This is a genomic window from Moraxella sp. CTOTU47915 (assembly GCF_031986685.1).
In the GTDB taxonomy this organism is placed as follows: Bacteria; Pseudomonadota; Gammaproteobacteria; order Pseudomonadales; family Moraxellaceae; genus Faucicola; species Faucicola tetraodonis.
This window is the reverse complement of the sequence record NZ_DAMAAE010000004.1, coordinates 1-15,350: the sequence shown is the minus strand read 5'-3', so window position 1 is coordinate 15,350 and position 15,350 is coordinate 1. Positions and strand designations below refer to the sequence as shown.

Sequence of the window (15,350 nt, the reverse complement as noted above, 5' to 3'; positions counted from 1 at the left end):
TTTAATGAAATATGTATTCATTTCTAAAAGTCTATCTATTTACTATGGTTTAACCCCAATGAATAAAACTCAACTGTTAAAAAATTTAGGTCTATATGAATACGCACTTTTTTTAAAAGAGAAAATGACATTTAACTTTAATGAGTTTTCTAAGCTAGTTTATAATGAGCAATTAGAGAAAGATATTATCATTAAAAATAATAATAAAAAAAATGCTGATATACCAAAAATAATTTGGATGTTTTGGGATAGTGAAAATATTCCTGCAGAGGTTAATCTATTTAAAGAACGTATAGAAATTGATAATCCTGAATATCAATTAAATTTAGTAACTTTTAAGAATTTAAATTTATATTTAGATGAGTTAGTATTTGATGAAAATATTGAAATCCCTATTGCCAATAAAAGTGATGTAATTAGATTGGCGCTGCTTTATAAGTATGGGGGTATTTGGCTAGATATTACTACGATATTATTAAAACCGCTTTCCTGGTTTTTACAAATTGATAATATTAATAATTTTGATTTGATTGCTTTTTATCGTGAAAAATCAACGACTGATTTTTCTCGACCGATTATAGAAAATTGGTTTTTGGCTGCCCCGCCAAATAGTGAATTTATAAAAAAATGGTATGAGGCATTAGCGCCTTTATTGACTATGGGAGCAAAAAAATATTTTTTTAAATTAAAGGAAAATTCAAATTATACTCAGATTTCACAATCTATAGATAGACCTGATTATCTCTTGGCTTATTTAGCTGCCCAATTAGTGTTATTAAACCATCCCACTCAATACAATTTTTATCTTCGAAAGTGCGAAAATAATGCTTTTTTGATTCATGAAAATGTGAAATGGGATGCTATTAAGATAAATAGCTATTTAGCATTTAAAAACATACATAAGACCAAGGGGTTACCAATTGTCAAGATTACGTCCATTGAACGTACGTTCTTAAAGTATTTACTACAAAGTAAATTAATTAATGCAAATAGTATTTACGGCTCATTATATAAAGATAAGAAACGCTAATGAAAAATAGTCTAAAGAAGATATTAAATGGACGATTAAAAAATTCTTTATGGATGGTAAGTGAAAAAGGTATAAGTTTTTTTGGCTTAATATTTGTCACTTCCTTAGTGGCAAAATATATAGGGCCTTCGGTATATGGAGAGCTAGCACTTGCAGGTACTATTTTTGCTATTGTAAGAGCGGTAGCAATATTAGGGATAGATCAAATTTATTTTAAGCAGGCAAGCAAAAAATCTTATCAAAATAGCCAATTAATTGTAAATGCAATTTATATTATAAGCAGTATCTATATACCTTTTTCTGTCTTAACGTTGGGCTGGTTTTATTTTTATGGTAGTGGTCAGCATACAGTGTTTTTCGTGGCAACCTGTTTAGCAGTGTATATTGGTGTCATTGATATTAGAGCTATTCATTTGGATGCTATTTTGCTTTCTAAGTATAATGTAATGGCAAATTCAGTTGGTATCCTAATTAGCTTGATTTCACGATATCTGATAGTAAAATTTAACTTGCCTATTGAATTATTATCAATTCCAATAATTCTTACTGCTTTTGTACCGTTTGTATTACGACAGTTAATCTTTAGTTCTAAAGTTAAATTGCAAAATCCTAAATTAAAGATTATTCATTTTATTAGTTATTACAGATATTTTTTAAAAGTTGGAATTCCGTTAGTTGTATCGAGTTTATCAGTCACAATTTATACGCAATGTGCTAACTTGATTTTAGCTTCTCTCGAAAGTACTAAAGAAGTTGGTTACTATTCAATCGCCTCAACGCTAGCAGGTTGTTGGTATTTTGTACCTGTTACTCTTATGATGTCTTATCTATCAGGCATTTATAATGAAAGGGATGAGGAAAAATCACTAAAAAAATCAGTAAGATTGTTTAGGAGTATTAGTATTTTTTGTATTTTTATTATTACAATGTTAGCTTTATTCGGTAAATTCATTATTACTAAATTATACGGTGATGCGTTTATACCTTCAATTAAGATATTTTACTATCTACTCTTAGCAAATTACTTTTCAGTCATGGGATTTTTCTTCTTTAGATTGACATTAAAATATGGAGGTTATAAATTCTTAGCTAATAAGATGGTATTTTCCTGTGTAATTAATGTACCTCTTACATATATTTTCGTAAGACTTTATGGCGTTATTGGCGGCGCTTACGCAATTATTATCACTGAGTTTATTTCAAGCTTTATAATTAATCTATTTTATAAACCTTTGAGGGCAAAAGAAATACTATTGCAAACAATTGGATTTAGTAGCGCTAAATAACTTAATGATTAAAATTTTACTGCGTATGATAACGTACTTATTCAAAAAACTTTAAAAATTTTTAAATTAATTATAGAGAATGGGTATGAATTCTACTTAAGAAAAATGATTACACTTTTATATCATGTATATTTGGTCTAAATAAGAAATATAAAACATTTTTAATTAATAGTGTTAAAAAGGGTTTTAGAAATCTAGTAAAATATAATGACAGATAAGGTAGGAAGATGTCACGGATTAAATTAAGTTTAGTAATACCAATGTACAATGTTGAAAATTATATTGTAGAGTGTATTAATAGTATAAAAAGTCAGATTACTGAGGAAGTTGAGGTAATTATTGTTGATGATGGGTCAACGGATAATTCAAAAAAAGTACTTGATGATATTATTTTAAACTTGCCAAAAATTAAATCTAATCAATTTAAAGTTCTTAGTCAAAAAAATCAAGGGCAGAGTGTCGCCAGAAATACCGCCTTAGATATTGCTATCGGTAGTTACGTGGCTTTCGTAGATTCTGATGATATTTTACCTGAAAATTATTTTAAACAGGTCGTAGAAATAATTGATACTTATCAACCTGATGTAATATGCTGTGAAGCAGAGCGTTTTCTAAGGAAACCTAACGATACTAATTTTAGAATTTATTTATCTGATCAAGAGGGTTATGTTGAAAATACTCAAGAAGTAAAACAAAGAATTTTTAATCAGCATAATTGGTACCCATGGTTATATATTTTCAAAAGAGAAGTATTTGCAGATAAAAGATTTATCCCAGGTATTTATTTTGAAGATATTATATTTATGACGGATGTAATTATTAGAGCTCGTAACTTATATTTTTCTAAAATGGTAAGTTATTATTATCGAAGTAATGCTGAAAGTAGTCTCAGAGCTGTAAATCTAAGTAATATAAAGAAACAGAAATTAAGTTATGAATTTGTGATTAATTACTCCTATGAAAAAATACTGAGTAATAAGCTGTATGCAATAACTTATATATATTGTTTAGCTGATTATATTACTGACAGTGTTAACAAATTCAACATGAAACCTTTACAAGTAATGAAAAATTATTTTCCACTAAGAGATTTGGAAAATAGGGTTGATCTAAATTTGATACAACGTCAAGGCTATCATAACTTTTATCAACATGGTTTCATATTTATAGGGTGGATTTGGCTACATCATAAACTAAAGAAGCAAAAAATGGCTAATTAAAGTACTAAGTAATCTCAACTGTATAATAAAGTATTATTTAATGAATTATTATTTAAAAATTAATTTACCTTCATTGAAAAATATTATTATTGATAGATAGAAGTTAGTGAGAACAATCATGTATTTACAGCAGAAAGTTTCAATTGTAATGCCAGTGTATAATGTAGAAAATTATATAGCATCCTCTATTAAGTCTGTACTTAATCAGACCTATAAAAACTTTGAGTTAATCATTGTGATTGATGGCTCAAAAGATAATAGTGAAGCTATCGCCAAAGAATTTGAAAAAGCAGATAATAGAGTAAAGGTTTACACTAAACCAAATGGTGGTATATCAGATGCTAGAAACTTTGGTCTTAACATAGCCACGGGTGAATATATATTTTTTTTAGATTCTGATGATTGGATTGAAAATAATTTACTAAAAGAAAATATAGAAATTATGGTTGATAAGCAATTAGATTTTTTGGTGTTTGGCTTTTATCAAGATAGTGTAGATGAAGAGGAAAAATTAATTAAACAAGTTAAACATTTACCTGAAGATAATATTTGGCTAAATGGTGAAGCTATTCATCTATCACCTTATATGTTAAATATTCTAGGTTATGCATGGAATAAAATTTATCGTAAGCAGTACTTAAACCAAAATAATATAAGCTTTATAAATGGAATATCATTATTTGAAGATATACTATTTAATGCCAAGGTATACCAACATTCAGATAGAATTTTATTTAACAAGAAAGCCTATGTACATTATATTCAAAGGCCAGTGGAAACACTGACAAAACAATTTCATGAAAATAGCTTTGATTGGGTAAAGTTGAAACATAAAGCATTATTAGAATTTATTGATACATGGTCATTTATTAATAAAAAAGAGATATTAGCGACAAATTTAATCGGCGGTTTACGATACTGTGTACTAAATTTATTTCATTTTAATAATCAATTTAGATTTAATCAAAAATTAGCATATGTAAGTAAAATGTTGAATGACAATGATCTAAGACAGTTTTATAAATTTTATAAGCCTATTACCATGCAAGATAAAATCTATTTTATGTTAATTAAATTTAAATCTAAGTATATAATTACTTTTTTAGCTCAATTAAGAAGTTAAATCGTATACTAAAATAATTTTGAATTAGTACTTATGTACCAATTTAGAAACCTTTATATCCACTAACTAAAATCTTTAGTACACAAGTTTGCTTAGATAAAAAAATTAATTATAGAGTCATAAAATGAAAAGTATTCTTCATATCATTGGTAAAATGGACAGAGCAGGGGCTGAGACCATGCTCATGAATCTATACCGTCAGATTGACCGTTCAAAAGTACAGTTTGACTTTGTTACTTTTACTTATGACAAAGGTGATTATGATGATGAAATCATTGCAATGGGTGGCAAGATTATTCCAATCGTGGCTAAAGACTCTATAAGTCGCATGTTTAAATTACAGAAATTTTTAAAATCCCATCCCGAATATCAAATAATACATTCTCATGTCCTGCTTAATAATGCCTTTCATTTAATAGCTGCTAAAAGTGCTGGAATCAAGCATAGAATTTCTCATTCTCACAACACAAGTAATGGCGCAGATTCAAAATTAAAAAAACTATATGAAATTTGGGCTAAAAAGACCATTCAAAAATTAGCAACTTATCGAATAGCTTGTGGGGTTGAAGCTGCCCAATATCTGTATGGCACTGCAGATGACGTCTTGATATTAAATAATGCGATAGATTTAAAAAAATATGCCGATGTTGCAACAACTCAAAAAAGTTACTGGGATAACGTATTGCCACATAAAGGGCTTAGACTTATCCAAGTTGGCAGATTAACTGAAGTAAAAAATCATGAATTTTCATTGAAAATTGCCAAAGCGTTGAGAGAACAAGGTTTTGAATTTACTTTTTTTATTGTTGGGCAAGGCGGTTTGGAAAGTAAAATTCGAGATTTAATAATAGAATATGAGTTATCAGAACAAGTACATTTACTAGGCGTTAGAGATGATGTGCCAGAGTTAATGGCAGGAGCGGATTTAATGTTGATGCCGTCGCTCCATGAAGGTTTTCCAGTTGTGTTAGTCGAAAGTCAAGCAATAGGCTTACCTTCACTAATTTCAGCCAATATATCAAGAGAAGTTGATTTGGGTTTAAATCTAATCAATTTTAAAGATTTAGATAAAGTTAATTCTTGGATTTGTGAGATAACTAAATTTGATACCAGAAAAATAGAAAAGGATAAAATTCTAAGCTCTATGTCGATCAAAGGGTTTAATATTCATAAAAATTCTAAAGAACTAACTAATATTTACTTTCAATTTGGTTGATTAGATGAATATTGCTCTATTAATCGCGTTAGGATTTTTCTTAAGCCAGTTTTACCTTTGGTCAAGTGGTCTACCTCAGCCATCACATATTATAATAATTTTGGCAATAATCGCATATTGTTCAAAATATAAAAAGCTTAAGTATTCATCAGCGCTACAAGCATTAGCAATATTTTCCACATATGCCTATGTAGTAAACATGGCTTTTCTTATTATAGAATTCGGAGATACTTCATACATAGTTTCGTTGTTGTATTGGATATTTAATCTAATGGTATTTGCAGTAATGACAAGCTTAGATGAAGTCTCTATTCAAGCATTCATTAAATATCTTAAATTTTTTATACCTTTAAGCTTAGTCTTGAGTATTTTAATTTGGGCTATTGGTGGTGGTAGATATGATTTTGCACCTAGATATAATGGTTTTTTCAATGACCCAAATCAAATGGCATTTTGGATATTATCAGCATGTGCTATGAGTTTTATAATTTTTGAAAAAAATTATATCAAAATAATCATATATGCTTTGTCCGTGTTTATAATTCTTTTGACAATGTCAAGGTCTGCAACTATTGGATTAGCGGTTTTAACATTAGGGCTGATATTGCAACAAAAAGGTAGAATTGAACAGAAAATTATTTTAGTTCTTTTGGCTGCTTGTTGTGTAGGAATTGCAGGATATATTTTATATAAGTATGGGTACTTAGATAATATCATCACTAGATTTACAGAGGGTGTTGATGAAGAAGATAAACAAATTTCTGATAGAGGTCTTGACCATCTTTTAAACTATCCAAAATATAGTATTTTGGGAGCAGGTCAAGGTGGCTACTCAAGGTTTTCTGAAACAGGGCATGAAATACATTCTACATGGTTTGGTATTGCTTTTTATTATGGAATAACAGGTTTAATATTATTTTTGTATTTCTTAAGCAGAGTTTTTAAAAGATTAACATTTGCAGAAAAAGTAATTCTTTTAGGACCTATGTTTTACGGATTCTCAACTTATAATGCAAGAACATTAGCTTTTTGGATATTAATAGTAGTGTTTTATTTTGCCAAAGAGGTCAAGGAGAATAAATTATGAAACTCATTACTATAGGTATTCCCATCTATAATGCAGAAGATTTCCTAGCAGATGCCATAAAATCGATATTAGCTCAAAGCTATCAAAATTTTGAGCTTATTCTAGTTAATGACGGCTCAAAAGATAACTCACTCGAGATTGCTAAAGATTTCGCAAAACAAGATAGCAGGATTAGGGTGATTTCAGATGGTATAAATAAAAAATTACCTGCGAGATTAAATCAAATTATCCGTGAAGCCAAAGGGGATTACATTGCAAGAATGGATGCCGATGATATGATGCATTCAGAACGAATAGCTAAACAATTAAATTTTTTGCAATGCAATCCACAATTTGACTTGGTTTCTACTTCTATGATTTCCATTAAAAATAGTAATGAAATTATCGGTACTAGGACTTATTTTCCAAAGCAAATTACAAAAAAAGATGCCTTACTTGGTCAGTCGGGTATTTTACATGCCTCTATATTAGCTAAAAAAGCATGGTGCGAACGTAATTTATACAATGAAGTTAATGCACTTGCAGAAGATCATGAACTTTGGCTATCTGCTGCCATTAACAATGATTTAAAAGTTGGTTTTTTGCCAGAATATTTATATTACTATCGAGAAGAAAGCAGTGCTACAAAGAAGAAAATGCTGAAGGGTTATAATACGCAAATGCAAATTATTAGTAAATATTACAACAGTATTCTTTCTGAAAAAGATTATCAAAATATCATGCGAAAGTTTGCTGCGAAAAAAATGATTGTAAACATTGCTGATGCAATGAAGATGATGCATATCATATTGAATCGTAGAAGCAAGAGAGAGGTTTCTACTGTTATTCGAAATGAGTATGAAAAGCAATTAAATATTATTCAGCAGTTGAGTAATAAATCATGAAAATAGTTATTATAGGTACTATTGCTTCAAGTTTATACACCTTCAGAAAAGACCTTATATTATCAATGATTGATAAAGGCTATACCGTATATGCCTTCACGTCAGACAGTGATAAAACGGAGCTTGCCAAAATTGCCCACATAGGCGCTATTCCTACCCATTATAAACTCAGCCGAGGCGGTCTTAATCCTTATAAAGATTTATCCAATACAATAAGTCTTTATCAACAAATCAAAAAAATTCAGCCCGATATCGTCCTTAGCTATTTTATCAAACCTGTTATTTATGGCACGCTCGCTGCCAAGCTTGCCAAAGTACCTAAAAAAATCGCTATGATAGAAGGCTTAGGCTTTGCCTTTACCGAGCAACCAAATGGCTACTCAAGAAAAGCCAAAATCGTACAACGAGTGCAAGTCGCTCTATTTAAACTGGCATTGCCATTAGCCGATAAAGTAATCTTTCTTAACCCAGATGACCCGATTGATTTATTAAAATCACACCACATTGGTGTTAAAAAAATTGAGGTTTTGGGTGGCATTGGCTTGAATCTAAAAGAATATCCATATCAGCCGATTAGTTTGGAATCTCAAACAAGATTTTTATTTATTGCTCGATTGATACGAGAAAAAGGAATTTTTGATTTTGTCGAAGCTGCTAAACTTGTTAAAAAAATCTATCCAAATGCTATTTTCACAGTGTTAGGTGGTATTGATGAGCACGCACACGGGGCAATGACAAAATTTCAATTAGATGAATTAGTCCAATCGAATATTATAGAATATCCGGGGCGGGTGAATAATGTGTCTGAATGGATAGCTAATAGCCATGTTTTTGTATTGCCGTCATACTATCGCGAAGGTGTGCCACGCAGTACCCAAGAAGCGATGGCAGTGGGCAGAGCAGTTATCACCACGGATGTACCCGGTTGTCGTGAAACTGTGATAGACGGCAAAAATGGATTTATTGTACCCAAGTGGAATCCGCAGGCCTTAGCCGAGAAAATGATTTATTTCATCGAAAATCCAAAACAAATTCAAGTAATGGGTGAACAAAGTTATAAAATAGCCCAAGAAAAATTTGATGCTCGAAAAGTCAATGAGCGACTACTAAAAATTTTAGGAGTGTAAATGCTAAAACGTACCTTTGATATTGCCGCTTCTGCGTCTGCCCTTATAGTATTATCGCCCGTGCTTGCGATTACTGCGCATAAGGTTAAAAAGGAACTGGGCTCGCCTGTACTATTTCGTCAAACTCGTCCAGGGCTGCATGGCAGGCCATTTGAGATGATTAAATTTCGCACCATGAAAGATGCGACTGATAAAGCAGGTAACGCGCTGCCAGATAGCCAGCGCTTGACCGAATTTGGTAAAAAACTGCGTGCCAGTAGCCTTGATGAGTTGCCAGAACTTTGGAATGTGCTCAAAGGAGATATGAGTTTGGTTGGTCCTAGACCTTTACTCATGGAATATTTACCTTTATATAATGCTGAACAAGTCAAACGTCACAACGTGCGTCCAGGGGTGACAGGTTATGCCCAAGTCAATGGTCGCAATAGTTTAAGTTGGGAAGATAAGTTCAAGCTTGACACCTGGTACGTTGAGCATCAATCATTGTGGTTAGATATGAAAATCTTGCTAAAAACCGTTAAAAAAGTCATTATCAAAGACGGTATTAGCGCCGAGGGTGAAGCGACTATGACCAAGTTTACAGGGACAAAATTTACAGGAACTGTGCATGAATAAAATCTATGCCGTGTATGGTGCATCAGGTTGTGGCAGAAGCTTGATGCCAGTTGCTAGAGATTGTGTGCCAGATGACCAAACGATTTACTTTATCGATGATGCGGTGACCACTGAGCAGCAAATCAATGGTCATACAACCATTAACTATGAGATGTTCAAGGCGATGAAGGCGCAAGAAAAGTATGTGTTGATTGCCATTGCTAATAGCAATATCCGCCAAAAATTAGCCGAAAAACTCACCAACGATGGCATTAACATTTGGACTGTCAAATCCCAATCAACTGTTATAATGGATAATGTCATAATTGGCAATGGGGCTGCACTAAGTCCATTTGTTACTATTGGGGCAAATGCCATAATAGGGCATTGCTTTCATGCTAACTTATATAGCTATGTTGAGCATGATTGTGTGATTGGTGATTTTGTCACTTTTGCGCCACGCGTTAGCTGCAATGGCAATGTGCATATTGAAGACCATGCTTATATTGGTACAGGTGCGGTGCTACGTCAAGGTACACCAGATAAGCCTTTAATAATTGGTAAAGGCGCTGTCGTTGGCATGGGGGCAGTCGTTACTAAAGATGTACCCGCTGGCGTAACTGTCGTCGGCAATCCTGCAAGACCTTTGATTAAAAACTAAAAAAATCGTTAATTTCATTTTCAAAAATATGAGAATATAAAACATGTTAAACACCCAATTTTCCCCTTGGCCTAGCTTTACCCAAGAAGAAGCCGATGCCGTCTCGCAAGTCTTACTGTCTAATAAAGTCAACTACTGGACGGGCACAGAATGTCGAGAGTTTGAAAAAGAATTTGCCGCATGGGCAGGAACAGACTACGCAGTGGCACTGGCAAATGGTACATTAGCACTCGATGTTGCGTTACAAGCTATGGGTATTGGCGAGGGTGACGAAGTGATTGTTACGCCCCGCAGTTTTATTGCCAGTGTCTCAACGGTCGTCAATGCTGGCGCAATGCCGGTATTTGCAGATGTCGAAGCTGATACAGGCAATCTCTCAGCGCGTACCATTGCCCCACATATTACCGACAAGACCAAAGCCATCATTTGCGTGCATCTAGCTGGCTGGCCTTGCGACATGGATGAGATTATGGCACTTGCCAAGCAGCATAACCTCTGGGTCATCGAAGACTGTGCCCAAGCGCATGGCGCCAAGTACAAAGGTAAACCAGTGGGTAGTATTGGTCACGTTGGTGCTTGGAGTTTTTGTCAAGATAAAATCATGACCACAGGCGGCGAAGGTGGCATGGTCACGACTAATGACAAAGCATTATGGCAAAAAATGTGGGAGTATAAAGACCACGGTAAAAACTACGATAGCATTTATCATAAACAACATCCACCGGGTTTTCGCTGGTTACATGACAGCTTTGGCACCAATTGGCGCATGATGGAAATGCAAGCAGTGATTGGTCGTATTCAGCTTAAAAAAATGGCTGAGTGGACCAAGATTCGTACACAAAACGCCAAGATTTTGCGTGATGCTCTAACACAGTTTGCAGGTGAGCGACAATTTTTACGTATACCAGATATAGAATTTCACCAAGTCATGGGTGGCGATTCTGTCCATGCGTATTATAAATATTATGTATATGTGAGACCGGAAAACTTGCCAGAGAATATCAATCGAGATAGTATTTTAAATTCGCTTAATGAGAAAAAAATTCCTTGTTTCTCTGGCTCTTGTTCAGAAATTTATTTAGAAAAAGCATTTGACAATCATCCATCACGTCCCAACGCGCGATTGACAGTTGCTAAAGAATTAGGGGAAACCAGCTTGATGTTTTTAATACACCCGACATTGACAACAACTGAAATGCAAACGATTGCTAATACCACTGTTGATGTACTAACCACTCTATTCAATGCCAATACATAAACTGCGAGTCTCGTATGACAAATAAAACGGTTAAATATCTCTCATTGGGTGTACTACTTGGACTCTCACAATTTAGTCAGGCAGGTCAATTAGTCCAAATTGATAGTGACCTGCGTCAAACACTTGAGATTTTAAAACTTAATGGCGTTCTAAATGTTGATATATCAACATGGCCTGTTAGTTCAGAAGCCATAGAGATAGCCTTGAGTCAAGCGCAGCCCAAATCAGACAATGATAAACTATTATTAAATCAAGTTAAACAAAAGCTTGAAGCCAACGATGTATCCAAGCTACAAATAGTAAGCAACATCAATGGTGACGAGCGCGCTGTGTTTAGCGGATTTAATACAGAAGGCAATACGGTGACGCCTTTGGGTGTTAGTTTTTCTCATAGCTATGCAGGTGATAACATTGATTATAAAATTCAAGGCACCTTAAATGTCGATGATGATGAGCCTAGCAAGTTATCTAATCTTGATGGCAGCTATATCGGTACCAAATTAGGCAATCATCGCCTTGCCTTTGGTAGTATTCCGGTATGGTGGGGCAACGGGGTTGATGGCAGTTTAATTCGCAGTGATGCGGCTAGACCTGTCACGGGCTTTTTAATGCAGCGCGCCAATAATACCCCTATTAATTTTCCTGTATTATCAAAACTAGGTAATTTTAATTACCAGATTACTGCCGGTCAATTGCAAGACTATAAAGCAGAGCCTCACACCAAATTGATTGGCATGCGAGCGAGTTTTCAGCCGCATGAAGCGTTTCAAATCGGCGCATCGCGTTCCTTGATGTGGGGTGGCGATAATAAGTCTGAAAGCCTAAAATCTTTAGGTAAGGCTTTAATCGGTAAATATGATAATGGTGGCGAAGATGAAGATCCTTCAAACCAAATCGCAGGAATTGATGCACAGCTAAATTTAAAACCGTTGGTGAATTTGCCGGTGAGTGTGTATGGTGAATTTATTGGGGAAGATGAGGCAGGTGGTTTGCCAAGTAAACACGCTTATTTGGGGGGGTTAAAAGGTACGATCCCGCTGTTTCAACAGCCTTGGCTCTGGCATGCAGAATGGGCGAATACTTACTATGACCTTGATAAAACCAATACTATTTACACCCATAGCATTTATAAAGATGGTTATTATCAAAAGGGCTTGCCGCTAGGTCATCCGATAGGTGGGGATGGTGAAATCATTAGTGTGGGACTATCAGGTAATATTGATGCCAAGAACCAGCTCGGGTTCAAATACGCTAACGCCAAAGTCAATCAATCTAATCAAGTGATTAATGCTGCCTTTGCAACCAAGCAAGATTTGGATATTGTCGAAGCCGATTGGAAACATAGATACAATGACAAAACCTCGGTCAAACTGGGTATTTGGGGTAAAAAAGACAGCATCAGCGATGATAAAGATGCGGGTGGTAATTTGGTGTTGGAATATAGCTACTAATTTTGAGTTATAAAAAAAGCCCAAGCAGGGCTTTTTTTATGATTTTACGGTTTAACTTTTACTGTTCGACAAACGCGCGTTCAACCACATAATCACCCGTACCACCCATACGAGGCGATGGTTTAAGACCAAATTCATCGAGTAGTGCTGCCACGTCTTTATTCATAGATGGACTACCGCAAATCATTGCGCGGTCATCGCTTGGATTGATGGGTGGTAATCCAATATCTTGGAATAACTTGCCTGATTTCATTAAATCGGTCATACGCCCTTCATTGCGGAACGGCTCACGCGTGACGGTGGGGTAATAGATGAGTTTATCTTTAACGTATTCACCTAGCAGCTCATCTTCAAACAAGGCTTTTTCGAACATCTCACGGTAGCCCAGTTCACTCACATAACGTACGCCATGCACCACGATGACTTTCTCAAAACGCTCATACACTTCTGGGTCACGGGCAAGTGACAAAAATGGTGCCAAGCCTGTACCCGTTGCTAGCATATACAAATGCTTGCCAGGGTTTAGGTCATCAAGCACGAGGGTGCCAGTGGGTTTTTTGCTCACCAATAATTTATCACCCACTTTGATATGCTGTAAAATAGATGTCAAAGGACCATCTTGTACTTTGATAGAATAAAATTCGAGCTCTTCATCATAGTTGGTGCTGGCAATAGAGTAGGCACGCATCAAAGGTTTTCCATTGACTTCCAGACCAATCATGGCAAACTCACCATTCCTAAAACGTAAACCTGCATTACGGGTAGTTTTTAGGGTAAATAATGTGTCATTCCAATGATGCACATAGGTAACGGTTTCTTCATAAAATTTTGACATAGCACCCAACCTTGTATTGGTCATAAATAAAAATAAAACTGGATAAAGAATAAAAATCGCGGGTTAATATTGACATTCTGGGGCGATATGATAGCAAATTTTTGATGATTTAGTCGAATTTGGGCGTAAAAAAATGGCATAATCATAGTTTAAAATATCATATTTTAACGACCCATTATGTTACCACAACAAATTACCCTGCCGATTATCGGCAGTGTGAACTCCCCGCTTAAGCAAAAGTTTGGCGCACCCCGCCAGCCCAATCTTGTGGATGTCAACGCTACTATCAGCATGTTGCCGCCCTACAATGTGCTCAGTGCTTTTGAAGGCATTGCCCAATTTAGCCACCTTTGGATTATATGGCAATTTCATCAAAATCGAGCCAATACCAATCAGTCAAATTTTCAGCCAACAGTCCGTCCACCGAGACTTGGTGGCAACCAAAAGATAGGGGTCTTTGCCAGTCGAAGTATGTATCGACCGGCAAATATTGGATTGTCAGTGGTCAAATTTTCGCATATTGAAAACACTGAGGAGGGCTTGAGGCTGCATATCATTGGCGGTGATATGGTAGATGGCACACCAGTCATTGATATCAAACCGTATTTGCCTTATAGCGATAGTATCAATGACGCGATTGCTGGGTATGCCAGCCAAAAACCCATTATCAAGTCGGTGCATTGGCATCCCGATTTATTGCAGGAATTATCGCATATTGCAATAAAAAGTCAGCTAAATCAAGCAGATTGGCAAACCATCGAGCAACTCATTGCGCAAGACCCCAGACCTGCGTATCGACAGCAAGAGCTTAATAGCCCATTTGTCATGCGTTATCAAAATGTCGATGTTTATTTTAGCCAGATAGCAGATAGTGTTTTGCAAATTCAAGCGATTGAGGTATTAAACTAAGCCGTCGCATTGAGGATATGAAAGTTTTTATCTAGCCGTATATTGCTAAACTGTTTCAAAAATTTTTACTTGTTCACAAAATACTGACTATGTAGCGTGATTATTCGCTATATTTTTTTTGATTATTTAGTATGATATGGGCTGTATTTTACTTAGATAATGTTAGGACTCCGTATGATTAAACTGGGCAAAATCAGTCAAGCTATGATAGGCATGCTGTTAATGGGCGTCACCGTGAGTGGTATCGCTGAAGATAAAAATAACGATACTATCGCAATCGATATGTCAGAATTATCGACCACCAAAGAAGAAGTGGCGGTATTACAAGTGTTGTCAGAAATCTGCCCACCCATGCTGAATAAATCGCAACAAACAGGGTTTAACACCGCTTATAATGTCGAGCTAAAAAAATTAATGCCAACCATCAGCGATCCTCGTTTAGCGGTGCAGTACTTATCCTCTCAGCAAGATTACAAGCAAATTTTGAATGAAACTCGCCAATGGACGCTCAGTTATCCAAAAGCGGAGAATATTGAACTGTGCAAAGACCTTGCCAACAGTAACTAATAATTTAAGTCAATCTACGCTATCCACCCCCTAACTGATTTAGGGGGTTTTATCCTCTGTTGCCGTAAAACCACCGACTTCAGGCGGTGGATATAAGGCAAC

Annotated in this window: 15 protein-coding genes; 14 read left to right on the top strand and 1 reads right to left on the bottom strand. The window is 35.0% G+C overall.

From position 1 onward, the window contains the following. Positions 1-58: 58 nt before the first annotated feature. From RTL34_RS04495 to RTL34_RS04440, 12 genes are all read left to right on the top strand, one after another. Positions 59-1,030, top strand: coding sequence for a glycosyltransferase family 32 protein (locus RTL34_RS04495; RefSeq protein ID WP_312114902.1), 972 nt, complete (start codon positions 59-61; stop codon positions 1,028-1,030). Continuing rightward, complete coding sequence (locus tag RTL34_RS04490; protein WP_312114901.1) at positions 1,030-2,316, top strand: oligosaccharide flippase family protein; 1,287 nt, start codon at positions 1,030-1,032, stop codon at positions 2,314-2,316. The genes RTL34_RS04495 and RTL34_RS04490 overlap by 1 nt, the downstream gene beginning before the upstream one ends. A 227-nt stretch (positions 2,317-2,543) precedes the next feature. Further along, entirely contained in the window at positions 2,544-3,536 is a 993-nt protein-coding gene (locus RTL34_RS04485; RefSeq protein ID WP_050325745.1) for a glycosyltransferase, read from the top strand. A gap of 118 nt (positions 3,537-3,654) precedes the next feature. Beyond that, positions 3,655-4,659, top strand: a complete 1,005-nt coding sequence (locus RTL34_RS04480) for a glycosyltransferase family 2 protein (RefSeq protein WP_312114899.1) — start codon at positions 3,655-3,657, stop codon at positions 4,657-4,659. Positions 4,660-4,783: 124 nt separating this feature from the next. Continuing rightward, positions 4,784-5,875 carry a glycosyltransferase gene (locus RTL34_RS04475; RefSeq protein ID WP_312114896.1) on the top strand — a complete coding sequence of 364 codons (1,092 nt, stop codon included), beginning with the start codon at positions 4,784-4,786 and terminating at the stop codon, positions 5,873-5,875. A gap of 4 nt (positions 5,876-5,879) precedes the next feature. Continuing rightward, complete coding sequence (locus RTL34_RS04470) at positions 5,880-6,962, top strand: O-antigen ligase family protein (RefSeq protein ID WP_312114894.1); 1,083 nt, start codon at positions 5,880-5,882, stop codon at positions 6,960-6,962. Further along, positions 6,959-7,846 carry a glycosyltransferase family 2 protein gene (locus RTL34_RS04465; protein WP_312114892.1) on the top strand — a complete coding sequence of 296 codons (888 nt, stop codon included), beginning with the start codon at positions 6,959-6,961 and terminating at the stop codon, positions 7,844-7,846. The genes RTL34_RS04470 and RTL34_RS04465 overlap by 4 nt, the downstream gene beginning before the upstream one ends. Beyond that, on the top strand, positions 7,843-8,973 hold the full coding sequence (locus RTL34_RS04460) for a glycosyltransferase family 4 protein (protein ID WP_312114890.1): 1,131 nt from the start codon (positions 7,843-7,845) through the stop codon (positions 8,971-8,973). The genes RTL34_RS04465 and RTL34_RS04460 overlap by 4 nt, the downstream gene beginning before the upstream one ends. After that, positions 8,974-9,588 carry a sugar transferase gene (locus RTL34_RS04455; protein WP_312114888.1) on the top strand — a complete coding sequence of 205 codons (615 nt, stop codon included), beginning with the start codon at positions 8,974-8,976 and terminating at the stop codon, positions 9,586-9,588. Continuing rightward, entirely contained in the window at positions 9,581-10,228 is a 648-nt protein-coding gene (locus tag RTL34_RS04450; RefSeq protein ID WP_312114886.1) for an acetyltransferase, read from the top strand. Before RTL34_RS04455 ends, RTL34_RS04450 begins: the two co-directional genes overlap by 8 nt. Positions 10,229-10,271: 43 nt before the next feature. Continuing rightward, the gene (locus RTL34_RS04445) at positions 10,272-11,486 is read left to right on the top strand and encodes a DegT/DnrJ/EryC1/StrS family aminotransferase (RefSeq protein WP_312114885.1); all 1,215 of its coding nucleotides are present in this window, start codon (positions 10,272-10,274) and stop codon (positions 11,484-11,486) included. A gap of 14 nt (positions 11,487-11,500) precedes the next feature. Beyond that, positions 11,501-12,937, top strand: a complete 1,437-nt coding sequence (locus RTL34_RS04440; RefSeq protein WP_312114883.1) for a capsule assembly Wzi family protein — start codon at positions 11,501-11,503, stop codon at positions 12,935-12,937. A 58-nt stretch (positions 12,938-12,995) separates the two neighbouring features. Here RTL34_RS04440 and RTL34_RS04435 read toward each other — a convergent pair whose 3' ends face one another. Then, positions 12,996-13,772, bottom strand: coding sequence for a ferredoxin--NADP reductase (locus tag RTL34_RS04435; RefSeq protein ID WP_188874179.1), 777 nt, complete (start codon positions 13,770-13,772; stop codon positions 12,996-12,998). A 177-nt stretch (positions 13,773-13,949) separates the two neighbouring features. On the opposite strand from RTL34_RS04435, the gene tsaA reads away from it, so the two are divergent. Both tsaA and RTL34_RS04425 read left to right on the top strand, forming a co-directional pair. Beyond that, on the top strand, positions 13,950-14,681 hold the full coding sequence (gene tsaA, locus RTL34_RS04430; protein WP_312114881.1) for a tRNA (N6-threonylcarbamoyladenosine(37)-N6)-methyltransferase TrmO: 732 nt from the start codon (positions 13,950-13,952) through the stop codon (positions 14,679-14,681). Positions 14,682-14,855: 174 nt separating this feature from the next. Next, a complete protein-coding gene (locus RTL34_RS04425; protein WP_312114879.1) occupies positions 14,856-15,248 on the top strand; it encodes an MCR_0457 family protein in 393 nt (130 codons plus the stop codon). Positions 15,249-15,350: the final 102 nt, after the last annotated feature.